Consider the following 22,006-nt stretch of genomic DNA (forward strand, 5'->3'; position numbering starts at 1 on the left):
CTAACGACGCGGAAACGGAGCTGGTTCGGTCGGCTGGGCGATGCGAATCTCGGCGTCGCAAGGCTGGATCTGGCTCTCCATTTGGTTCGGGCCTGGGATCCGTCGAATGGTCAAGGTGTCACTACACGAAGCACCATCCAACACCGGCGTGTTCGTCGCTCCTTTCATGCCACCGCAGCGCGTGTCGAACCGCTTGAACGCCTCGTCGGTGATGTCTGGCAGCTTCGCTTCGTAAGGACGGGGGTAGCGACAAAGTGGCCCCACCACCAACGGGTCGCGGGCGCGTTGCACTTCTGCGTCGTTCTGGTACTGCTTGTCGCAGTTGTAAGGCACCAAGTGCGGCATTAATGCGATGATGATCTCGGTGCGTTTGCGAACGTCTTTGCGTTTCTGAAACAGCACGCCAGCGTACGGGATGTCGCCCAATACGGGAATCTTGCTTTGCACCACGTCGTCGTTCTCGCGAATCAAACCACCGATCACGACGCCTTGCCCATCGAGTAGCAGGGCGTCGGTTTCGACTTCGGTTGTTGCTTCTTCCGGCAGTTCGGTATTGGGATTTACCGAGCCATGCGACACCTTGGGGGCGATTCGCAATAGCACGCGTCCGTCGCGCGAAATCCACGGGGTCAGTCGCAGCACCACACCGACATCAAGAAACTGGACCGACTCTTGGGTGCTCGTTTGCGTGGTCGTGGTCAAGCGGTAGGGGAGCTTTTCGCCGATCTGGATGTGCGACTCCTGCCCGTTCACCGCCAGCAGTTTGGGCGAAGCGAGTGTTTTGGCGTCGTTCGTCTCTTGCAGTAGTTCCACCAGGCCGCTCAGGTCGCCGCCGGTAGCGGAGAAGAAGAACGTCTGCGCGGGGCCAGGGGTCACTGTGGTGGGGGAACCGGGGTCGTACCCAGTCGTGGCGAAGGTGATGCCAGTTCCGCTGAGGTCGGTAAGTTGATGGAAGTTAATGCCATGCGAGCGTTCGTCAGACAGTACCACTTCCAGGATCTGTACTTCGACCAGCACTTGTTGAGGCGCCTGATCGATGTGCGTGATATACGCAGCGATACGATCGATGTATTCCGGCAAGTCTTCTACGGTGATCGACTCAAGCGTTTTGCGATTGTCGGAGGACGAACTCTGGGTGACCCACGACTTCCCTACCGGCGACAGCAAGCCTTTGATCGCCAGGTCGACATCGGCCGCGGCGGCGTAGTCGAGTGTGAAGACTTCCAGCATCCGCCCTTGAGCCGCGGGGCCTACGGCCAAACCTTCGCTCACTTGAGTCACGTGGATGATGTTGCCCCGTCGGGTCCAGGTGTGTCCGCACGACGAGAGAATCGCATCGAGCGCGGTCGACAGCGGCACCTGGTCGAGCGATACCGTGACCGTGGTGTCGCTCACCGAGGCAAACACCAGATTCAGCTTCTGCGATTCGGCTAGCAGAGCAAGCACTTGTCGCAGCGGTGCGTCGCGCACCACCAGGTGGATCATCCCTTCCTCGTTCTCGACTTCAATCGTGTCGGGGAGCACTCCGGAGCGGACCGGGATCAGCACCTCTTCCTCATCCGCTGGCACTGGTTCCGGCAGCGTTTCACTCGGCATGCCTTGCGCAGCAGGATTGACGAGCGATAGCGGGTACTGCTGACTATCCAAACGCGTCGTGGGTTGTGAGCCCCCGATGGTCTGAGCGTGGAGCATGCTGCTAGTCGCGACCAGCAGAAGTACCAGGCCCGTGGCCAGAGACGAAATGGGTTGGTTTATTTTCATCGAACGATCCTTCGTTGATTGATCGCCTACTGGGGCGACTGCCTTTCGCTCGACAGGACAACGCCTGCCTGGCTGATGCGTTTGACGTAGTATCCTTCCAAACGATCACCCACACGAATGGTTTTGTCTCCTACGAGGGCCACGAGCGTGCCATCGATCTCGACGATGGCCGTGGCTCCTTGTTCTTTTAGTTGTGCGAGGGCTTGCTGCTGTGGCGAAGCAGTTGGTGCGATCGGTCCGCCGCCGGTTAGCGAACGCGGGCCCGAGTTCACCTCCGGGCTTGTCCGCGCCCAAGTTGGCAGGGCCAACGGGTCGTGCGACAGTACCTCTTCGAGCACTGGCTGGGGCCAGGCTTCGATCGCTGGGGTGATGGCAACACGTAGCTTCGGGGTGCGTTCTCGAGCGTTGGGGCGTGTGCTCGCAGCGACTTCTGCAGGGGTGGCCAACTCCACTTTCGGGGCGGAGGTCCCACGGAAATTGCGCACCAGTACGAACACCAGCACCAGGGCCAGCACGCCGATCAAGGCGAGCTTGCCAGGCGTTGCGCCGACTTGCTCCATCCAGTTTTGCGATTGACGGGTCGTCATAGTGGCTGCTCCTCGGCTGGTGGCTCCAAGTCGGTTTGGATGCCAAACTGCAGAGAATAGACCACTTCGAACGGATAGACCCCTTCGACATCCGAACGCTTGAGCGACATGCTGCGAACCGTCGACAAACGCTCGAGCTGGTTCACGCCATGAAGGAACTGGCAAACGCTACTGTAACTGCCGCGACCGCTGATCACTACGTCGACTTCCGAATAGTCCTTGAACGAAGCGATTTCTTGCCGGCGGAAGTTGTCGATGATCACCCGATGCTGGGAGGCTAGTTTGGTGGTTTCGGAGAGAAACTGTGCTTCCAGCGGACTGATTGGAATGCGACGGCGGATGCCAGCAATCTGATCTTCCAAGTGTGTTTTGGTTTCCCGCAACTGACGGTGCATCGCATGCACGTTCGTATTATCATTCAGCAATACACTCAAATTCGCGATTCGCTCGCGGTGTTCCGACTCGCGATTGTGCAACGGAACGTGATACAGGCCATAGTACCCAAGTACCAACACTCCCCACACTGCAGCACCAATCGAAGTGGTGAGCAGGCGAAGCATGCGGCGGTCGTCGGGTAAGTTCATGGCCATTTGTTAGAAGGTATTACTGGGCTTAAAGTTGGCACTCGATGCGAAAGGCGGTCGCTGCGTCGTCGTCGTTGGTGCTGCTGGCACTCGAGCTCAAGGTTACGTCGGCAAACAGGTTGCTCGAACGCAGTGCCGAAGTGAATTGAGCGATGGCCGAATTGCCATACCCCATACCATGCATCACCGCGCGTCTCGCGTCGCCCGAGCGTTCGGTTGGTTCCAGTTCGATCGACTGAATGTAAACACCGCCTGAGGTCTCAGCGGCCGCATGCGACACCGCACCGAGCAGCGTGACCACGGGGCGGGTATCGACCAGGCGGAGCATCAGTTGCTGCGCTTCACGCATGTTGTTGATGCTGGTTCGCATGTCGATGCATTCGTCTTTTAGCATTTGCATCGGAGCGTACTGTTCTTCAAGCTCGCTGAGTTCGGCGAGCACCACGCGGTTTTGCCACCAGTGGTAAGTACCAACACCGAGAATCACCATCATGGTAGTTAGTAATACCTTGACCCAGAACGTTTGCACGTCGTGCAACAGTTGCCTGCGCTTGTCCTCGTCGGTCATCAGGTTGATGGAAGTTCTCACGACAGGTCCTCCCAGCAGAGAGCCGACAAGGCCATGGCCGATGCCAGCAGGCAGAGCGGTGTTCCCTTCGACTCGGCAAACGCTTCGTTCTCGGCGTCGAGCTTCCACACCCGGAATTCGCCCCCAGCACGGCGTTGCAGCACCTTGTCGATGCCTCGCAGGGTCGCGCCGCCGCCGAACAGGTAGTATCGCTTGGGAGCGGTGCTACTCTGACTGCCAGTAGTTTTGCGGCCAAAATTCTCGAGATGGCTTAGCGTTCGCTTCAGTTCGTCGACCATCGAAGCGATGGTAGGCTCGAGTAACTCGGCCACTACTTCGTCGACATCGGTTGCCATTTGCCCACCGAGCGAAACGGATTGCAGCAGTTCGACGACTTCCCCTTCGTCGAGGTCGAGTTGCTCGGCAATTTGGGTGAATGCATCGGCCAGCGAAGTGTTCTTGAGCTGCCGAATATATACCGGTTGTAGGCGGTGGAGCAGCACAAAGGTGGCCCCCGTGTAGCTCCAGTCGATGGCGGCGATCGTGTCGTTGGTGATGCTTTCGACCATGGCGACCGACCGCGCCAGCGTGTGCGGCAGGCCATCAATCGCTTCGCAGCTTAAACCGACCGTGCGAATGTCGCCCGCAGTGAGTTCCGACCAGCCCCGGCCGGTCGAGAGTACATTCACGGTCGGGTGTCCCGACTTGTTCGGCAAGCTCGGCCAATAGTCGAACACCCGATCAGACAGATCGATGCCAAGCGGCGATAGCTCGTCGACAATCGCCCGCAGTTGGGCGGGGCTGTCGTCGTTGGTGCTGGGAGCGGTGTTAAACTGGCAAGCCATGGTCGGCAGCACCGCGGCGGTTTGGCGGCCTCGGAACTTCGACGACATCACCAGCGCGGTGCCGATTTCGTTCGCGGCCGAAGAGTTCGAAGCAGTGATCGGTTCGTGCTCGCGCCAGGGAGCCGAGCGGGGGACGATGGCCGCTTCGGTCAGGCGCAGACGATCTCCTTGTCGTACCACCTGTGCCAGCTTGATGCTGTTGGCACCGAGGTCGAGCCCGATCCATCCGTGATTCGAACGCCCAAACATAGGAGTGTGATTTAGGTGAAGTGTGTGGTTACGAAACTAGCTTTTGCCTGCAAAGGTCGAGAGGTCGAACACCGGCAACATCACGGCCAATACTACGATTGCGACAATCAATCCCATGACCACGGTGATCATTGGCTCAAGGGAGGTTACCGCTTGGCGAGCGCGGTTTTCGCCTTCTTCTTCAAAGTACATGCCAACCAAGCGAGTCACTTCCGTGAGTTTGCCCGATTGCTCGGCGGTCGATAACATCTCGGCGGCCGAGTCGGGAACGATGAAGCTACCAATCAACTCGCTGGCGAAGCTCCGCCCGTTGACGACCGCGTCTTCCACGCGGGTAAACAGTTCCTGGTAGAGCGTGTTGCGACTGCTTTGACGTGCAAGCTGAACGCTATCGAGCAGCGGAACGCCGCTCTCCATGAGCATCGCCATTAACCGGCAACTACGGCCTACGAGAATCGAACGGGTGACTTCGTTGAGCATCGGCGTCGACAGCAGGAAGCGATCCCACAAGCGACGTCCGGTAGTGGTGGTCGGTACCGAAATCAGACCCAAGATCGCCAGCCCAATGACGGGACACCACAGCCACCAGTGCCCGCGGAGTTCGTCCGAAATCGCGATTAATGCCTGGGTGAGCCAGGGTAGCGACATGTCGTAGTCGTCGAACAACTTCGAAAACCGTGGTAGCACAAAGATCAACAGCAGGGTAATCACCCCGAGCGACACCAGCCCGAGCAGGACAGGATAGACCAGCATGCCGCGAATCGACCGCACTAGTCGCAAGCGACTGCGTTCGAGTTCGGCCAGTTGATCGAGCACGTCGGCCATGTGACCCGAGGCCTCGCCGGCGGCGATCGTCGCCACGTAGGCCGGCGTGAACACCTTGGGGTACTTACGAAGGGCTTCGGAGAACGAACGCCCTCCCATCACCGCGTCGTGAATCTCTTCCAGGATGACCCGCAACTGGGGACGTTTGCAGTGCGTTGCCACCGAATCGAGGGCCGAGGCAATGTCGACACCCGAGCGAAGCATGATCGCCATCTGCGAAGTCAGGTTCACCACGTCGAGCGCCGAAGTGCGTCCCCGCACCTTTTTCACCGGCGCAGGAGCCGACATGCGACCGGAAGGCGCAACTTCGGCAAACGACTTGGCGGCATTGATTTGCATATTGCAGGTGAAAACGTGCTGGTGAAACGTAGTGGCGATTATTCAAACAAGGTGATGCGGGCGACTTCTTCGAGGCTCGTGAGCTCACGTTTGGCCAGGTCGAGGCCTCCTTCGAGCAGCGTTGGGAACTTCTGCTCGCGGGTGTATTCATGAATTTCTTCTTGGCTGGCTTCGCGGGAGATCATCGAACGCAGTTCCGGCGTGGCCGGCAGCAGTTCGTACACGCCGTGGCGGCCTTGGAACCCGGTGTCGAAGCACTCGCGGCACCCCTGCCCGCGAGCAAAGCTGCGACGCATGTCGCCTTTGTAGTGCAATGATTTCAGGAAATCTTCGCTGGCGTAGTACGACGTGCGGCACTTCGGGCAGATCGTTCGCAGTAGTCGTTGGGCGAGCACTGCAACGAGGGCCGACGAGAGTTTGTAGTTCTCGACGCCCATGTCCATCAAACGGGTAATAGCCCCCGCAGCGTCGTTCGTATGCAGTGTGCTCAGCACCAGGTGACCCGTCAGAGCCGCTTGCACCGCTACCTTGGCGGTTTCGGCATCGCGGATTTCGCCGACCAGGATCACGTCGGGGTCCTGACGCAAAATCGAACGCAAGATCGAGGCAAACGTTACATTACGGGCCGAGTCGACCTGCACCTGGTTAATCATCTCCATCTGGTATTCCACCGGATCTTCGATGGTGACGATGTTGCGGTGTACGCTCTTAATCAGCTCCAAGGCCGAGTAAAGCGTCGTCGTCTTACCGCTACCAGTAGGACCGGTGACCAGGAACAGCCCGTAGGGTCGGTTGAGCAGCGACTTAAGCGTAGGGAGCATGTCAGTCGGCATGCCGAGCTTGTCGAGGTTGAATGTCAGCCGACCTTTGTCGAGCACACGCATCACGACCTTCTCGCCGAGCACGGTCGGCAGCGTCGAAATACGCAGGTCGACTTCTTTGCCGTCGACCACCACCTGGCAGCGACCATCCTGCGGCATGCGTTGCTCGGCAATATCGAGCTTGGCCATCACTTTCACACGGGAGACAATCGCCGGGTAAATGTCGCGCCGAGGGCGGAGCATCTCGACCAACTGGCCATCGATGCGAAACCGCACCACGCCGAAGCTGCGGCCTGGCTCGATATGAATGTCGCTCGCGGTCTTGCGAATCGATTGCAGAATCAGGTAGTTCACCAGATTGATGACAGGGCTACCTTCCACCAGGTCTTGCACCGAAGCGATATCGACGCTGGTGATGTCGGTCTGCAGTTCAACCGCATCGCTGTCCATGTCGGCCGTCACCGCGTCGACCGCGAAGTCGTCTTCGTAGCCACGCTTGAGCATCCGCTGGATCGAAGCCTGGAACGCGAACACCGGCTTCACCCGGAGGTCGGTCACGTGTTCGATGATGTCGATCTGATCGAGATCAAACGGATCGTGCATGGCGACGACCAACGTGTCGCGCACCCGGAACAAAGCGAGGGCGAGCAGTCGTTCGGCCAGTTCACGAGGAATCAGTCGCACCGCTTCGGGATCCAGCAAGCCTTCACGCAGCCGAGCGGCCGGCACTCGCAGCTGGGCTTCGATGTAGGGCAGCAGTTGCTCTTCGCTGACCGCACCCATTTCGAGCAAGGTCTCACCGAGCGGAAGCTGGCTATTGGCCTGTTCGGCCAGCGCCTTTTCCAGCTCTTCCGGCTTCAGCAGATTGGCCCCAATCAGCTGCTGACCAAGCGGCCGGCGTACATTGCTGTGGGCAATCGCTTCGGGCGTGGCTTCGCCATCCATCGGAGCGGTGAGTTCCGAAATGGAGCTAGGCGCGGCTTCGCGTGGGTAAGCAGTGCTCATCGTGCAAAGCTCCCCACGCCTGCCTTGGCGTTGTCAAAGATCTCAAAACGTTTCTCAACCCCAGTCAGTCGCAGTACATCAGCCACCAATGGCGAAGGGCTGGCAAGTTTGATCGAACCACCAACATGGTTGATTAGATCGCAACAGTCGAGCAGCGATTCCAACCCAGCGCTGTCCACCAGTTGTACGTTCGTCAGGTCGAGCACCACCATCGGTGCACCGGCAGCAGCGACTGGTTCGATCGTGGTCGCCAGCTCAGCCGCTTGTTCGGCATTGAGTGTCCCCTCGAGGCACAGCACGTCGACCGCGCCTTGTGTTTCGCAGCGAATCATAGTCGGGCCTCCTGGTAGAGCGGAAGCGAGACCGTGAACGTGCTACCGACATCCACTGCGGACTTCACCGTGATTTCACCACCATGCAGGCGGACAATCTCGTTGGCCAACGCCAGCCCTAAGCCGGTACCGGTTTCTTTCTGGACCCGAGGATCTTTGCTGCGGAAGAACTTCTCGAAGACGTGCGGCAATTCGCTGGTCGGAATGCCAACCCCAGTGTCTTCGACACTTACGGTTAAATGGTTGTCGGCCTTGTTTACGATCAGCCCAACACGGCCCCCTTCGGGCGTATATTTCGAAGCGTTGCCCAGCAGATTCACTAGCATCGTGGCCACTTTGTCTTTGTCTAAGTGGGCTTCGCCGAGTTTCTCGGGCAGGTCGACCCCCAGTTCTTGCGACTTCGAGCTGGTGAGTGGCCTCACTTTTTCCACTACCTCTTCGAACAACCGTTCGAGGTGGACGTTTTGGCGATTGATCGACAGCGAGCCAACTTCCATGCTGCTTACGCTCAGCAGGTCGTCTACAAAACGGGCCAACCGCGTTGCTTCGCTGTTAATGGTATTGCAGAACTCTTTTTGCTGCTCGATGTCAACGTCTTCCATCAAGGCCAGCGTTTCGGAATAGGCTTTGATGTTGGCCAGCGGCGTACGCAGTTCATGCGTCGCCGAATCGATGAACTGACCGCGCATTTCCTCGGCAAGCTTCTGTTGGGTGACGTCGCGAATCGACCATAGATGGCCATCCGAACCCTCTTTCACCGGTTGTCGTTCCACCCGCAGCACTCGCTGGCGCTGACCGCTGGTGCGAGTGAACTCGGCACGCGCGGAGCGTTCGGGGCTCACGTCGAGCAGTTTGCCGAGTTCATCGACGTTGTCGATATGCCCTGCGAGATAGTCGCGAATCGGACACCCAGTCGGGCTATCGGTCGAACTCGTCGTGCCGAGCAAAGCATCGAGCGCGCGGTTCGCGAACTGAATGCTCCCTTCGGCATCGGTGTAAGCAAAGCCTTCGACCATGTGATCGAGCACTTGCAGCGAGTCACGCTGCTTGCGTCCCTGGATGGCGTTAGCCACTCGCTCCGCAATGGATTGTTTGGGATGGTCGGGTTGCTGGTGTTGCAATGCGTCGACGATGCGGTTCCAGCCAACGCTAATCGAACAACTCGCAGGCAGCTTTGTAAGAGGTGGCAAGGTGCCGGTGTTCGACACGCTAGCTTCGCGGAGTTGCCGGTCGACTTGTTCCAAGGGACCTGTCATGCGGCGAATCACAAAAGCCCCGGCGGCAATCATGGCCAACGGAACGAGGATCGCTGGCGGAGCTACCTCGGCGGCTGCTTTCGCGGTCGACCAGAAGTCGGGGCCTGGGGTAGCCATCCAGAGCGTGCCGAAGGTCTCGCCTTGCACCTCTAGCGGCACGTGCATGTTGAGCACTGTTTGAGCGTCGGCGGTCTGGGACTTAGTGGCCGTTACCGCGCCCCAGCGTAGCTGCTCGCCAATAGGCGGCTCTTGTTCCAGTCCAACCTTCCCAGGGTCAGTGTGGGCGATAATTTGATTCTTGGCGTCGGTGATCGCGCACCATTGAATCTGATGAGCCTTCGAAGTGCGATCGACCAGATCGGGCAATCCAGAGGCTCCTTGCCGCAAGTAGACGATTTCGGCTTCGGCCGCGGTTTGCCCCAGAACGAGCAAGCTGCGGTTTTCGTTGCGATGAGACAGCACCGAGTAAACCGCGTACACCACCCCTAGTGATAGCCAGGTAATGGCTACCATGCAAAACAACAGGTAGCAGGAGACTACCTGTCGCGGAAAGCCAAGTTGGAGTGATCGGCGAAACAAAGTGGGACTCTTCCCTCGAAACAATTCACATATGTCGCTTGTGGCGGCACGAAAGGCATCAAACTCAGACGGTTGCTTTTGCCGCTAGTAGTTCCTGTACTTTCTTCAGTACCTGCGACGGGCTAAACGGCTTCGAAAACGTTGCTGCAATACCGAGTTCCGCACATAGCTGAGGTAACTCTAGCTCCATTCCTTTGGCGGTAAGCAATACAATCGGGGTATGCTCATACCGATCCAAGCTACGCAGGTTGGTGCAGAGTTCCACGCCGGTCATGTACGGCATTTGCTGATCGGTAAGCACAATGTCGAAGTCCTCCGCTTGGGCGTGTTGCCAAGCTTGGGCTCCGTCGCTGGCTTGTGTCACCGCGTAGCCGGCGCGTGCCAGGGTAAACTCGAGCACTCGCAGCAACGCGGCATTGTCCTCGGCGATCAGCACTTTTGAGGCAGTATTTTCCATCGCTCTAATATGGGTTACAGCTAGCTGTCAGGCTGCGCAACACTTGGCGCATCGCCTACCGTGTAACTCATCGGCCCCCTACGACTGGTAACTTCCCTACAACCGTTCCAGCCGGCAGATGCTAGTTAATCGGGAGTTCTTGCGTAATCTGTGGATGCTGCTTGAATCGCCTGACTTGCCAGTCGGTGCTTGGCTGGCATATTGCCGCATGCGCTGAGTCAGTTTAGGTAGACTGGTGAGCTACTCGAAGAAGTTGCATGCTAGCAGATTGCTGCCCGATCAGAATTCGAGCGCCAGCGCAAACCCGCTCGCCTGCCCCCTCGGTGAGTCCAAGGTGGGAGCGAGTATGGTTAGTACGAGCTGTAAGCTGTGGAGCTCGAGTCGGTAGCCGAGGTATTCGGGAAGAAGGCACCAGTGCTGGTGTTGAATCTCCAACCTTGAGTGCCGTTAGGTACGTCGCTGGTACCGGTAGCGATCTCGTTGTTCTTGTTTCCGACCGGGCAGCTGGGGAATTCGCCGCGCAGGTAGGGTTCCAGATCGGAGTGGAAATTCGCAGTGCTCGACGAGTCGGGCAGCTCACCGCCATTCTGGGCGGCGTACATTTCAATCGCGTTGCGAACTACAGACAGTGTTTGTTTCAAACTGTTTTCGGTGGCATCGGCCGATGTATTCAGGAACTTGGGGGCGGCAATACCTGCCAGGATCCCCAGGATCATGATCACGACCACCAGTTCTACGAGCGTAAAGCCCTTCTTCTTGTCCATGGTATGAACTTCCTCTCGACGCCTTATACCTAGGGAACATGCATCTATCACGTTGATGCAAGCTGGCTAAATACACCCACGTAGCAATTTGAAAACAGCCAGCTTGTCCTTGATTTCTTCAAGCTTAGGTTGCAGGAATGTCTCAGGAAGTTTTATGAAATAAAAAAATGAGATTCTGTTGTAACGGTTCTGCGGGATTCCGAAGGGTAGCGAAGTCGCTTGGTGTTCAATCGATCAACAATGCGGTCTTTTGCAATTGACCTACGCCATTACTAGCCTATTTTTTGGTATCCAGTGAAGGTGACAGATTTACTAATCGCTTTCGGTTGGATGGGGGGGAGCTGTTTTCGATTGGCCTTGGTTACCCATATGTACGTTGCTCCCTGCAATCAAGTAGACGACTCCGTGTGCGTAGTGCGCCAGCAGATGTTGGTTTCGCTGCTCGACACGTTTGATACCGACTTTCGACTAGTCGCGTCGACCGATCTCGACGACTGGCGGTACTTGGCCACCGACGAGTTGGTGGTCATCAATGACGCGCAAGTGGAACCAGAAGTCTCGGCCATTTGCGAGAGCATTCTGCAATCGCAAGAGCCGGTTGTTACCCCCTCGACTATCGGCGACGGGTGGCTCGTCGCGATACCACTACCGAACGACGTCGGTGGTATGCAAGTCGCCGTAGCGAGTATTGAGGGACAAGACCCTGAGATGCTCCGTCGGCTGGCAAAGCTCTGGTGTTCGTCGAGGCAGTATCAGCATCAAGTCGACAAATACGCTCAGGAATGCGAGCAGCTCACCGAGATTTTGAGCGAAGGACTCGAGGAGCTAACGTTCTTGCGGTCGATGGTCGCGTTTCTCGATATGTCGGATCATACGCACGATCTAACTTCGCTGGCCGAATCGACCTTTCCGCTGCTAAACGACAACATGCACGCCGATTGTCTGGCGTTGCTGCTGACTCCCGAAGGTTTGGGGCCACTGCGAGCAGTACCTGCCCTCGTGTGGGGGCCTAAGCCAGTGGATGGTCATTTGCTAAGTCGTGTCGTCGAGTTGTTTGGCCAGTCTTATTGTGATCAGCCAGTGGTGAAGAACCACATTCATCGCTTGCCTGAAGCCAGCGAACTAAATGGCGTTCGCGACTTTATTCTTACTCCGATTAAATCAGGTAGTACACACTACGGCTGGATGCTGGCCGCGAATCGCCAGCTGCCGGAAGGATTCGATCCAAGTAGCGACTGGGAGCTGAGTCACTACGAGTTCGGCACCAGCGAAGCCTCGCTACTATGTACCACGGTCTCCATTCTTGCGACGCACGCGAGCAACTGCGATTTGTTCCAAGAGAAAGAGCAAATGCTGGTAAACGTGGTGCGGTCGCTTGTGTCGGCGCTCGATGCCAAGGATCAATACACCTGTGGCCATAGCGAACGTGTTGCCTTGTACGCTAAGGTGCTCGCCGAACGGGTGGGCTACGACGAAGAAGCCTGCGAACGTATTTATATGACCGGACTGCTTCACGACGTTGGCAAAATCGGCGTGAGCGACGCGGTGTTGAAGAAGCCAGGCCGTTTGACCGACGAGGAGTTCGCCGAAATCAAGCGACATCCGGATGAAGGCTGGTCGATTCTTCAAGACCTTGCACAGTTAAAGTACGTGCTTCCAGGTGTGTTGCACCATCATGAAGAAGTCGATGGCTCTGGCTATCCCGATGGGCTGTCAGGAGACAAAATACCGCTAGATGGGCGGATTCTTGCCATCGTCGACGCCTGGGATGCGATGACCAGCGATCGTCCCTACCGCAATGGTATGCCGACGCAAAAGGCACTGAGCATTCTCGAAGAAGGTGCTGGATCACAGTGGGATTCGCAACTCGTTCAGGCGTTCCTCGAAGTGATCGACCGAATTGAATTGATTCGCAACACCTATCGACTACATGAACGCCCCATCCGAAAAATGGGATGCGGCATCTGACGCACGTCCCTTGCTGTCGAAGAGCTATCGACTAGCCGAACGCTACCGGCACACAACAATCGTCAGGTCGTCGGCCTTCGACGGCATCCCTTCCTTCGGTTCGATCATTCGCTCCCGAGCCAGGGCTCGCAGTGCTTCGCAGGCCTTGGCGACCGGGCCTTTGCGGGCGATGCTAATGATCTCCTTGGAGTGAAGATTATCGAACAGCCCGTCGCTGGCGAGCACCAACGTATCGCGTTGAGCGAAGCGGGTTTCCGAGCCAATCTCAATCCGCAGATTCGCATCTCCCACGACGTTTGAGACGAGATGCCGTTCCTCGTGATGCATCGCATCGTTCGCGTCGAGCAGGCCTGCTTCCACCCCATAGCCGACAGGGGAGTGGGCCATTGTTTCGAGTTTCAGCTTCCCCCGCCCACCGAAGAGCAAGATGCCTGAATCGCCGACATGATAGGTGCGGATGGTCGAGTTGGTGACTTCGGCAATGGCGAGCGTCGTCGCGGCCCCGCGTCCGAGTTCCAGCACGTCGCGATTAGCGGCTTCGATGCCGTTGAGGATCGCCGACCGCAGCATCACATGCTCGGGATCAGCCTGGCTCATGGCCAGGCGTATGCGGCGCACCGCCAGGGCCGAGGCTTCCTCGCCGAGGGCGGAGCCTCCCAGGCCGTCGGCCACGACCAGCACGGCCGCGTCGTCGCCCCAGGGCAGCAGGGCTGCGGAGTCTTCGTTGGCGGTTTCCTTGGTCGGCGAGCGCTGCGAGACCATGGCGACCATGCGATCGGACAATGGCATCTCAACCGGCGCGTCCATGTTGGATGCCGTCAGCAGCTTTGCGCGAGGCATCACCCGGGCGTCAGCCTCCGCTACCGCTACCGAATTGTTTTCAGTGCCTTCGTGCACCATGGACAGTAACTCCAGTGATCACCCGCCACGCCCCAGCCACATCGCTGGCAAGTCTGGCCCGATCCGTGTAGCTGCCAACGGCGTCGTACTTTCGTCTGACACCAGGGGCAGTACCGCATGAACGGCATCAGTAGTTTACGTTCGCATTTGGCATTCGTACACTTTGCCGTGTAGCGCTTGTCCGAATATTGTCGCTCGGACGAAGGTTCGAAGCCAGGGCCGTAGCACCAAGGGCAATAAACCCAGTCGAGCTTCATGCCACGATGGCAACGGGGGCAGCATTGGGGATACTTTGTATCGTCATTATGCTTTTTGCGTTTTTTGCCGCACCAAGGACAGGCGTGCATCGATTCGGAGACAGGACCGCTACATTTGTCGCATTCGTATTTAGCCTCTAATTCGGCCCCGTAGAGTTTGAGGAACTCTTTGCGCTGCACCGCTCGCCAGTCGAGGGCCCGCGAGGTCTTGCCGGTTGGTGTCTTCGCACTGGTGGCCTTCAGCGCTCGCGAGCGAACCGAGTCGTAAGCGTGCTCGAACTGCACTGCGTCGCGGAAACGTCGCCGGGCGTCCGATTCCATGGCTCGCTGCAGCACCGAGATGAAGTCGGGATGCACCTTCGCCCGCAGGCGGTCGTACCCTTCTAGCGGCCACTCGTAGGGGAAGCTTGGTAGCCGCCCGGTGAGCATGCGATAGATCGTGATGCCGAGCGAGAAGACGTCGGACCGCGGCGATACCTGCCCCATCGCTTGTTCCGGCGCTACGTACCCTAGCGTGCCCGCTCCCGAACCTTTGAGCGTATGCTGGGCAACGCGAGCGATGCCGAAGTCGGTGAGCCGAATCTGGTGCCCAGGGAAGATCAGGAAGTTGTCAGGCTTGATATCGCAGTGCACCACTCGCTCGCTATGAGCGTAGGCCACCGCGGCAATCATCTGATCGGCGTAGTCGAGCGCAATGCTCGGCGACAACCGTCGCGACAACCGGTCGTCGAGGCTCATATCGCCCAGCGCGGTGATGATCACAAACTTGCCATCGATGTAATCGGCGTACTTCAGCGGCAAGATGTTCGGGTGGTCGAGTCGGGCGACCAGGCGAACTTCCTGCCGGAACTCGTCGAGCATGTTCGAGCTGATCAGATGCTCGTACGGCATCTTGATCGCAACCCGAATGCCCTCAATGGTGTCCCGCGCTTGATACACTATGGCGAATCCCCCTTCGGCGATTTTCCGCTCAATGATGTATTTTCCAAATCGCTGACGGGCGCGAAACATAGTGATTTAGGTCTCTGAAGCGGCACACAACAACCAAGTTGCCACCTCGCAGGTAGCTGTTCGATTGAGGGGCGAAGTTGTGGAGGCCGGGGAATAACGAGTGGGTAAGTTCAGTGTCGGCAGTCGTTTACGAGCAACAGCACCAATCCGCCGCTGATGGGTAGCTTATCTTACATAGTATCGCCAAAACCCCCAAATAAAGGGAGACGTGTCTGGATTGCGGGCGAAGTTCGCGACGATTTTCGCTGAACCGATGGCTGCTTGCTTTCGTAGTATCAAAACTGACCGATCCCTTGGCTGCGATAGCATTCGTTTCGTTTGGACTTGGGATTGGTGGGCAGCGGTGCTACAACCACCAGCGTCGCTTTTTCCTCTAGTCGAGAACTGCAGTGCAACGCTTCCGCCGGAATTCGGTTGTCCTTTCCTTGGTGAGCCTGGCTTGCCTGGGGATGGTGATGACGTTGTTCGACGGTGGTTTGCCCTGTGTTTGCGGCGGTCAGGCGCACCTGGCGGCGTTGGTTGATTCGACTAGTCCGGTGCGGTCGGCCGGTCCGGCTTGCTCGCATTGTTGTGCCGACGCAGGCTGTGGGGCGACCTGTTGCCAGGAATCGTCCGCGTGTTGCGACGACTGTGGCTCGCACGAGTGCGAGTGTCCTTGTTGTCAGCCGCCGGAGCCGCGCGAGCCATTTGCTCCCGGGCCGAGCGACGATTCGTCGAACCATGGTTCGACGGTCAGCCTGCTCGATCTCCTGGCGGTGCCTTGCGATATTTTCAAGCTACCACCCGCAAATCCGGAACTCCGGTACTGCGAGTTGGCCTCTCTCGAACACTTCACTCCCCGACGCGAACGGCTCTGTCGGTGGATCTTATGATGCACTCGCTGCGATTCACTCCAAGCGATTTGTATCTATCTGTGTTCCATTGATTTCCTAGAGAGAAATATAGCATGAAAACTCTGTTCACTTTGGTTGCCTTGTTGGCGGTTGGATCGATTGGTACCTATGCGGTTCGCGCCAACGGCACGAGCGACTCCGCTCCGTCCCCGGCCGATTGTTGTTGCGGCGAGGACTGCCCTTGCGAGTCGTGCGACTGCGATGGCACCACCTGCGACGAATGCGATTGCGTACTCTGTGAGTGCGAGGATTGCGACTGTGCGAAGTGCACCGCCGAAGGTTGTTGCGAGAAGCCTGGCTGCTGCGGCGAAGCTACAGCAACCATCTCGGCTCCGGCCACCTGCGAGTCAGGCACTGGTTGCTCCGGCGGTTGCTGCCATGCGACCGATGCCCAAACCGATGCCATCTAAGGGTGCTCCTTAGTCGTTAAAACCCGAAATCGCCCCTGCGGTCGACCGATCGCAGGGGCGATTTCTTTGTAGTTATCACTCTCCCCGTGCATGCAGCAAATGGCAACGCAGGGGGCAAACGCGGTGCTATTCAGGCAGCGGCTTGTCCTTGGTTTCCGGGGCAAACGGCAACGCCGAAAGGCCAATCAGGTAGATCGAGCACATGATAATCGCGGCATAGCGCTCTTTCGTTGGCGAGGCAAGATCACCAAACATTGCAGTGCTGATCCAGGCCGAGGTCAAACCGCCGGCGGCCGCGCCGAACCGTCCCAGGTTGTAGCAGAACGACGTACCGGTGCTCCGCAGTCGGCTCGGGAACAACTCCGGCAGGTAAATCGCGTACAGCGAGAACATGCCGAGCTGGGTACCGAACATCAATGGCATGATGATGTAAGCATGCATGGGAGAAGATAGAATCCAATAACCGCCAGCGGTGATGAAGAAGGCCGAGATAAACGCCAGGGCGAACGCGGTGCGGCGGCCCATGAACTCCGCAATCTTGGCGAACACCCACATGCCGATCGCAGCCCCGAGCATCTGCAAGAGGAAGGCCGTGTTTCTGGCGCTTTTCACCTCGGCAGCAACATCGATGGCCGGTAAGCCTTGTTCCAGATTCGCGGCGTTGACCTCTTCGTAATGCTGGCTAAACACCACTCGCTGCAAGTCGGTCGTGAACTCGCCGATGGCCCAGAGACCGATCACGCCGGTCGACGCCAATACCGCACCCACGATTAAATTGCGTCGCCACTGGGTGTCGCGAAGCAACCCAGCATAGGGAGCGAGCAATGCCCCCTTCGGTAGCGTGCCGGCTTCTTTCGCCCGGAGCCATGGCTCAGGTTCTTTGAGGAAGAACTGGGTCAGTACCACCAATGCTGCGGGAATGGCACCCACCAGGAACATCCATCGCCAGCCATCGCCAGCGGTAATCGTGCCGGAGTTCTCCAGATTGTCGATAATCGACTTCACCCCCACCGCGGTGATGTTGCCAACGACCGACAGAATCTGCAGCATCGCTAGCGCGCCGGCGCGGGCGCCATTTGGTACGGTTTCGGCAATCAGTGCGACCGCCAGGCCGAACACGCCGCCGACGCCGACCCCGGTCAGGAAGCGGAATAAGGCAAAGTCCCACACCGCATGGCTAAAGAAGTTGGCCCCGGTGCAGATCGAATAGATAAACACGGTAAGGGTTAGCATTTTGGCCCGGCCGAATCGGTCGCCGAGTGCGCCGAAAATCAAACCACCGATGCCCCAGCCGACCAGGAAGATCGCGGTCACCTCTTTGCCGAGCGCCTGAACGTCGGCCCCTTCGACCGTTGCGGTCAGCTCCTCGAGCGCCGGGACGCGAGCGAGCGAGAAGAGTCGCTGGTCGAGACAATCGAAAAACCAGGCGGCCGAAGCCACGGCAAACACGAACCAGTGATACGCGGTAAGCTGGCGATACCAGGGAAGCGAGGCGTCAGACGACATCGAGGGCTCCAAGCATTTGAGATGCGTAAGTGGGAAAAGTCGTAGCGAGTCGCCGCTCGCCGACGGGTGTCGAATATTCCGAATTCAACTCAACTAATCTGCTTAGTTTAGCTGCTAGCCCGCCCGAAACCACTGGTCCGCGGGCAGAGTCGTTGCAGCAGCCGACTTTTTTTACGAAGAATTGGAATTGAGGTCCAAAGAACAAGAAGCCACTCGCCTGTCGAGTGCGGTGCGGAGTCGACTGCCGACGAACCACCACCGAGCGGGGGGCGAACGGGGAAAATAGATTCCCATTTACCCAAAACACGATCGAGTGGGAAAATTGATTTGGCCGTTCTGCCACGGTGCAAGTAGTTGGTGTGCAGTAAGTTACGTCAACACCTTTGGCGAAGTTGCCCAAAATAGATTCCCACCGGTGGGAATCTATTTTCAGGCGGCGAGGTCTGGGGCAATGATGACTCCTGCCTACGGATTGTTGATGAGGCATGGGTTCCTTTTTTTCTGACTCCAAGGTCTTGAACTGGTTGGCGACGGTCAAAATCTTCTGGCGACCGAAAGATCTCGATCGCAACTCGTATGGTTTCAAGCAGCGCAGCAGTGAACGCCAGCCTGAATCGAATTCGCGACCAGGGATCGCTCCTTCCATCCGCTTGCACGTCAACCTGCTGATGGTGTTCTCCTCACACTTCGTTAAACCATATCCGTCTCCAATCACAGGCGTACAAAAACAAACCAATCGATATCTGTCCATTAGAACACCACTGGTGGCCATTTCCCAGCGAAAACTTTCACGATTTGAAAAGCCGTGAATGGAAGCTGGAGAGAGCTTAGCGCGGTGAGATTCGCCGGCCTGGAGAAGCGTGCGGCCGGGCTGCGCCTGTGAGAATTGGCTGAAGAGATGTTGTCGCCAGGTGGCGACTTGCCACAGTGCGTTCTATCAATAAAAAAACAGCCCGTCGGAAGGGTAAGGGAATAACCCTACCGACGGACTGCCACGCACATTCCCCCCGCGTTCAGTAACCCCCTGATAACGCGGGGAGAGGGAATGGTGTGGAGGGGGGCGTTGCGGGCGGTACGATGGGCCCGCGTAGCACCCCCTCCTGCGGTTCCTCCCTGGGTGAGAAGGAGGACTCGGTTGTTACAAGGCGAGCATACTGGCTCGCGTTACGATTACTTCGTCGGAGCGATGGAAAGCTTGGAGTACTTCCTGCTTTTTTCGCTCGGTGTGGTTATCGCCATTCGAGCACCCGGAACATGCCTTCGTGCTTGCGGATGCGATCGGGCAGCGACAGCAACCGGTCGCGGTACACACTCAGCAGCACGGCGACTCCGAAGAACGATCCGCCACCTACCATCATGTAGAAGGCTGCGTTCTGCAGTTCTGGCAAACGGAACACCAAGGCGACCAGGCTAACCACCCAAGTGAGTAGGGTAGCACTGCCGAGTACCGTGGTAACACGTATGCGGCACAGCACGCCGGCTCCCAAGAGCAGCAGACCTAAGACCAAGGCACCCAGTTCGTGCAGCATCAGGAAACCAACGGTCGGTTGGTAGTCGCCAAAGCGTTGGGCCATGAGTCCCAGCACCAAGGGAGCGGTGCTCAGCAGGCTGCCGACCAGCAGTTGCAGATCGACCATCGGGTCGCGACTCTCGCCTTCGGTTCGCCACCGCAGGTGACCAGCACCGAGCAGCAGCACGCCGGCTGCCAGGGTGAGCAGTTCGCCACGTTGCCAGAAGGTGAGTGCCGACAGCATGTTGATGACAACCACCATGCCGAGCAGGTGCAAGCCAGCGAGCAGTCGCATGGCACGTTTCCACTCCACCGAAGGAGCGAGCCACGAAGCCAGCAAGGCGGTACCTATCTGCACGCCCATCAGCATTACCAGGCTGGTAGCCGCATCGTTCACTGCAACTCGTCCCATGGTCAGGAACAATCCACCCGCACTGCCGAGCGATACCAGGACCAATCCCACGTGCATCAGTACCATCGAGGTGGTCAAGCGATCTTCGTCGGCCGCTTCGTCTTTGGCAAACAGCCGCGACAACAGCATGGTAACCAAGCCAGCAACGCCGGCGGCTATGATCGGGGCAAAGTCGCCGAGTCCCGCGAAGGCCAACATCTGCCAGGCAGCCAGTCCGCCGCAGAGCACCGACAGGGCAGCCGTGGCTGGTTGGCCTTTGCGTTGTGTCGCCAGGGCCAGCGTGCCAGCGGTCATGCCGTAGAACAAGCTGAGTGTCAGCTGATCGTAATCGGCGAGTTCACCTGCCAGGCCGGCGAGGCTCGCGGCCGACAGTGCCAGCAGCACGACGGTGGTCGTTACCAGTGAGTAACCCAAGTGACGAGCCGGGCTCGCGGACGACGACAACCGAGTGGCAAACTCCATGGCCAACGCCAGCACTGCCAGGCAAGGGAGCAGCATCGCCAGCGAAGTCACACCCGCGGAAGTCAGCGCGGTGGTTGCGAGTCCAAGCACCGGCAACGCCAGGGCGTAGCTGTAAACCACTTGCAGGGTGCCGGTAGCAGTGCGTCGCAGGAACATGGCCAACACGCAGGCCAGCGAGGCCACCGCCATCGCGATGGCGTAGTACGCATCGAAGGTGAAATCGACAGGGGCTCCAGTTTCCACCAGCAGCCCACGCAGTAAGGCCAAACCACCCCAGGCAGCAGCACCGAGCGTGCACACCGCCCCCAGTCCACTGAACATGTGGCTCAGCGTGTCGAGTACTTTTACCTTCTGTTGCGAAACGGTCGAGAGCAACAGCGCGGCCAGTCCGGTCGAACCAAGCACCAGCATGGCAACCGATTCGATGCGAGGAAGGTTGAGCAAGTCGAGCAGCATCACCTCGCACCACAGCAGCGTCAGCACGGCCGAGTGAGCGTAGCGACGGCCTTGAGGATTCACGACCACTTGCGAGTAGAGGTAGGTGTAAGTGCCGAGGCCAGCCAAGGCAAACGCCCAGAGCTGTGCCCACGCTTGTTCGGCGACAACCGGTTCGGCAAACCAACCGAGGTCGGCAAACAGCGGAGCGTAGAACCAACCGACCAACCGCCCGCCGAGCAGCACGAGCAACCCGGCTGCCATCACAAAGTGGCCGGCAACAAAGAACGCCCGGCCGAACTTCGCCCTGCCAAAGGGGCCATCGTTTTCGTTAAACAAACGCTCGGCATGCACACAAGCGGTACCGAGCACCACGAGGAACGTCGAGGGAGCGATGACCTCCCAGAAGTGCGATACGCTGTTATCGGCCAGGAATAGTAGGCCAGTCATCGTGATGCCACCCACCAGGGCGTACACGAACTTGGCATCTTTCAATAGCCTGGCGACTCCCGCGTAGATGGCGCAACAGATCACGGCCGGCACCCACAGGTGACCCCCTCCCTCGATGGTGATCAGCCCTTGAGCCGAGTAGAGCCACAAGTTCAATGGCAGCACCAGGCAAGCAAGCAACGTCATGGCGTTGCCGGCGGTTTGGTAGCGACTACGGCGAACCATCGCGACACCACCAGCGAGCAACGCAAGGTTGGCTCCACCGACACAGCTGGCGAGCACCTTGGGGTTCGCAAATACGCCGCAAGTCCATAGCCAGAGCACGAGCCCCAGCACCAGCAGACCGCCGCCGGTCATCATGAGAGCTTGTAGGCTGCGCGGGTCGACTAGGTATTCGATGAGGGTACGGAAGTCGAGTTGCTTCTTCGCCGCGGGGCCAGGGCCGGTAACGTGTACCGACTTGGACAGTAGTTCTTCAACTTCTTGCTGGCGAGTCGATAGCTCGCCGATGAACTGTTCGGCTTGCTCTTGTGTCAGGCGGTTGTGCGACACCTGGCGGCGAACCTCCTGGCTCACAAACTTGAGCTGTTGAAGCTCGGCCGCCAGCGGTAGCTGATCGTTGAGGCAGAGCTGGCGGGCGGGGAGGGCTCCCGAGTAGTCGAGATTCGGAGAGAGCTCCGACGCCCATTGGTGATAGGTCTGCGACAGCGTGTCGGCCTGCTGGGGTGAGATCCGCCCCGACTCGCGCCATGTAGCGACATGTCGCTGCAGGGAGTCGATGGCCTCCATGAGTTCGTTGTAAGAGTGGTTCATTTCAGTT

General features: G+C 58.3%; 18 protein-coding genes. 3 read left to right on the forward strand and 15 right to left on the reverse strand.

The genetic code is table 11. The annotated features are described in order from the left end of the window. The 11 genes from Pan181_RS04575 to Pan181_RS26855 form a co-directional block, all read right to left on the reverse strand. Positions 1 to 1,761 carry a type II secretion system protein GspD gene (locus tag Pan181_RS04575; RefSeq protein ID WP_145245697.1) on the reverse strand — a complete coding sequence of 587 codons (1,761 nt, stop codon included), beginning with the start codon at positions 1,759 to 1,761 and terminating at the stop codon, positions 1 to 3. Between the two features lie 26 nt (positions 1,762 to 1,787). Beyond that, entirely contained in the window at positions 1,788 to 2,348 is a 561-nt protein-coding gene (locus Pan181_RS04580; protein ID WP_145245698.1) for a hypothetical protein, read from the reverse strand. Next, positions 2,345 to 2,932 carry a type 4a pilus biogenesis protein PilO gene (pilO, locus tag Pan181_RS04585; RefSeq protein WP_197528909.1) on the reverse strand — a complete coding sequence of 196 codons (588 nt, stop codon included), beginning with the start codon at positions 2,930 to 2,932 and terminating at the stop codon, positions 2,345 to 2,347. Before pilO ends, Pan181_RS04580 begins: the two co-directional genes overlap by 4 nt. A 28-nt stretch (positions 2,933 to 2,960) precedes the next feature. Then, positions 2,961 to 3,521, reverse strand: a complete 561-nt coding sequence (locus tag Pan181_RS04590) for a PilN domain-containing protein (RefSeq protein ID WP_145245700.1) — start codon at positions 3,519 to 3,521, stop codon at positions 2,961 to 2,963. After that, positions 3,518 to 4,594 (reverse strand): type IV pilus biogenesis protein PilM, encoded by a 1,077-nt coding sequence (locus Pan181_RS04595; protein ID WP_145245701.1) that lies wholly within the window; start codon positions 4,592 to 4,594, stop codon positions 3,518 to 3,520. The genes Pan181_RS04590 and Pan181_RS04595 overlap by 4 nt, the downstream gene beginning before the upstream one ends. 36 nt (positions 4,595 to 4,630) lie before the next feature. Next, positions 4,631 to 5,758, reverse strand: coding sequence for a type II secretion system F family protein (locus Pan181_RS04600; RefSeq protein ID WP_145245702.1), 1,128 nt, complete (start codon positions 5,756 to 5,758; stop codon positions 4,631 to 4,633). Between the two features lie 38 nt (positions 5,759 to 5,796). Further along, entirely contained in the window at positions 5,797 to 7,584 is a 1,788-nt protein-coding gene (locus tag Pan181_RS04605) for a GspE/PulE family protein (protein WP_145245703.1), read from the reverse strand. Then, entirely contained in the window at positions 7,581 to 7,916 is a 336-nt protein-coding gene (locus Pan181_RS04610; protein WP_145245704.1) for an STAS domain-containing protein, read from the reverse strand. The genes Pan181_RS04605 and Pan181_RS04610 overlap by 4 nt, the downstream gene beginning before the upstream one ends. Then, on the reverse strand, positions 7,913 to 9,751 hold the full coding sequence (locus tag Pan181_RS04615; RefSeq protein WP_197528910.1) for an ATP-binding protein: 1,839 nt from the start codon (positions 9,749 to 9,751) through the stop codon (positions 7,913 to 7,915). The genes Pan181_RS04610 and Pan181_RS04615 overlap by 4 nt, the downstream gene beginning before the upstream one ends. Before the next feature lie 64 nt (positions 9,752 to 9,815). Further along, complete coding sequence (locus Pan181_RS04620) at positions 9,816 to 10,208, reverse strand: response regulator (RefSeq protein WP_145245706.1); 393 nt, start codon at positions 10,206 to 10,208, stop codon at positions 9,816 to 9,818. A 350-nt stretch (positions 10,209 to 10,558) separates the two neighbouring features. Then, positions 10,559 to 10,972 (reverse strand): type II secretion system protein, encoded by a 414-nt coding sequence (locus Pan181_RS26855; RefSeq protein ID WP_145245707.1) that lies wholly within the window; start codon positions 10,970 to 10,972, stop codon positions 10,559 to 10,561. A gap of 351 nt (positions 10,973 to 11,323) precedes the next feature. On the opposite strand from Pan181_RS26855, the gene Pan181_RS04630 reads away from it, so the two are divergent. Further along, positions 11,324 to 12,940 (forward strand): HD-GYP domain-containing protein, encoded by a 1,617-nt coding sequence (locus tag Pan181_RS04630; RefSeq protein WP_197528911.1) that lies wholly within the window; start codon positions 11,324 to 11,326, stop codon positions 12,938 to 12,940. Positions 12,941 to 12,982: 42 nt separating this feature from the next. On the opposite strand, the gene Pan181_RS04635 is transcribed toward Pan181_RS04630, so the two are convergent. Then, positions 12,983 to 13,840, reverse strand: coding sequence for a PP2C family protein-serine/threonine phosphatase (locus Pan181_RS04635; protein WP_145245709.1), 858 nt, complete (start codon positions 13,838 to 13,840; stop codon positions 12,983 to 12,985). Next, positions 13,807 to 15,108: a serine/threonine protein kinase gene (locus Pan181_RS04640; RefSeq protein ID WP_145245710.1), complete on the reverse strand. Its 1,302-nt coding sequence runs from the start codon at positions 15,106 to 15,108 to the stop codon at positions 13,807 to 13,809. Before Pan181_RS04640 ends, Pan181_RS04635 begins: the two co-directional genes overlap by 34 nt. Positions 15,109 to 16,054: 946 nt before the next feature. Between Pan181_RS04640 and Pan181_RS04645 the strand changes: the two genes are divergently transcribed. Then, positions 16,055 to 16,411: a hypothetical protein gene (locus Pan181_RS04645; protein ID WP_145245711.1), complete on the forward strand. Its 357-nt coding sequence runs from the start codon at positions 16,055 to 16,057 to the stop codon at positions 16,409 to 16,411. A 126-nt stretch (positions 16,412 to 16,537) separates the two neighbouring features. On the opposite strand, the gene Pan181_RS04650 is transcribed toward Pan181_RS04645, so the two are convergent. Beyond that, positions 16,538 to 17,917, reverse strand: a complete 1,380-nt coding sequence (locus Pan181_RS04650; protein ID WP_145245712.1) for an MFS transporter — start codon at positions 17,915 to 17,917, stop codon at positions 16,538 to 16,540. A 485-nt stretch (positions 17,918 to 18,402) separates the two neighbouring features. Between Pan181_RS04650 and Pan181_RS04655 the strand changes: the two genes are divergently transcribed. Further along, positions 18,403 to 18,726, forward strand: coding sequence for a hypothetical protein (locus Pan181_RS04655; protein ID WP_145245713.1), 324 nt, complete (start codon positions 18,403 to 18,405; stop codon positions 18,724 to 18,726). Between the two features lie 420 nt (positions 18,727 to 19,146). On the opposite strand, the gene Pan181_RS04660 is transcribed toward Pan181_RS04655, so the two are convergent. Further along, complete coding sequence (locus tag Pan181_RS04660) at positions 19,147 to 21,999, reverse strand: hypothetical protein (protein WP_145245714.1); 2,853 nt, start codon at positions 21,997 to 21,999, stop codon at positions 19,147 to 19,149. Positions 22,000 to 22,006: the final 7 nt, after the last annotated feature.

The sequence above is a fragment of the Aeoliella mucimassa genome (assembly GCF_007748035.1).
Classification (GTDB): Bacteria; Planctomycetota; Planctomycetia; order Pirellulales; family Lacipirellulaceae; genus Aeoliella; species Aeoliella mucimassa.

Excerpts from the sequence above, each read along its gene's own strand:
- Pan181_RS04575 (WP_145245697.1), bottom strand. The coding sequence starts at position 1,761 with ATGAAAATAAACCAACCCATTTCGTCTCTGGCCACGGGCCTGGTACTT.
- Pan181_RS04580 (WP_145245698.1), bottom strand. The coding sequence starts at position 2,348 with ATGACGACCCGTCAATCGCAAAACTGGATGGAGCAAGTCGGCGCAACG.
- pilO (WP_197528909.1), bottom strand. The coding sequence starts at position 2,932 with ATGAACTTACCCGACGACCGCCGCATGCTTCGCCTGCTCACCACTTCG.
- Pan181_RS04595 (WP_145245701.1), bottom strand. The coding sequence starts at position 4,594 with ATGTTTGGGCGTTCGAATCACGGATGGATCGGGCTCGACCTCGGTGCC.
- Pan181_RS04600 (WP_145245702.1), bottom strand. The coding sequence starts at position 5,758 with ATGCAAATCAATGCCGCCAAGTCGTTTGCCGAAGTTGCGCCTTCCGGT.
- Pan181_RS04605 (WP_145245703.1), bottom strand. The coding sequence starts at position 7,584 with ATGAGCACTGCTTACCCACGCGAAGCCGCGCCTAGCTCCATTTCGGAA.
- Pan181_RS04610 (WP_145245704.1), bottom strand. The coding sequence starts at position 7,916 with ATGATTCGCTGCGAAACACAAGGCGCGGTCGACGTGCTGTGCCTCGAG.
- Pan181_RS04620 (WP_145245706.1), bottom strand. The coding sequence starts at position 10,208 with ATGGAAAATACTGCCTCAAAAGTGCTGATCGCCGAGGACAATGCCGCG.
- Pan181_RS26855 (WP_145245707.1), bottom strand. The coding sequence starts at position 10,972 with ATGGACAAGAAGAAGGGCTTTACGCTCGTAGAACTGGTGGTCGTGATC.
- Pan181_RS04635 (WP_145245709.1), bottom strand. The coding sequence starts at position 13,840 with ATGGTGCACGAAGGCACTGAAAACAATTCGGTAGCGGTAGCGGAGGCT.
- Pan181_RS04640 (WP_145245710.1), bottom strand. The coding sequence starts at position 15,108 with ATGTTTCGCGCCCGTCAGCGATTTGGAAAATACATCATTGAGCGGAAA.
- Pan181_RS04645 (WP_145245711.1), top strand. The coding sequence starts at position 16,055 with ATGAAAACTCTGTTCACTTTGGTTGCCTTGTTGGCGGTTGGATCGATT.
- Pan181_RS04650 (WP_145245712.1), bottom strand. The coding sequence starts at position 17,917 with ATGTCGTCTGACGCCTCGCTTCCCTGGTATCGCCAGCTTACCGCGTAT.
- Pan181_RS04655 (WP_145245713.1), top strand. The coding sequence starts at position 18,403 with ATGGGTTCCTTTTTTTCTGACTCCAAGGTCTTGAACTGGTTGGCGACG.
- Pan181_RS04660 (WP_145245714.1), bottom strand. The coding sequence starts at position 21,999 with ATGAACCACTCTTACAACGAACTCATGGAGGCCATCGACTCCCTGCAG.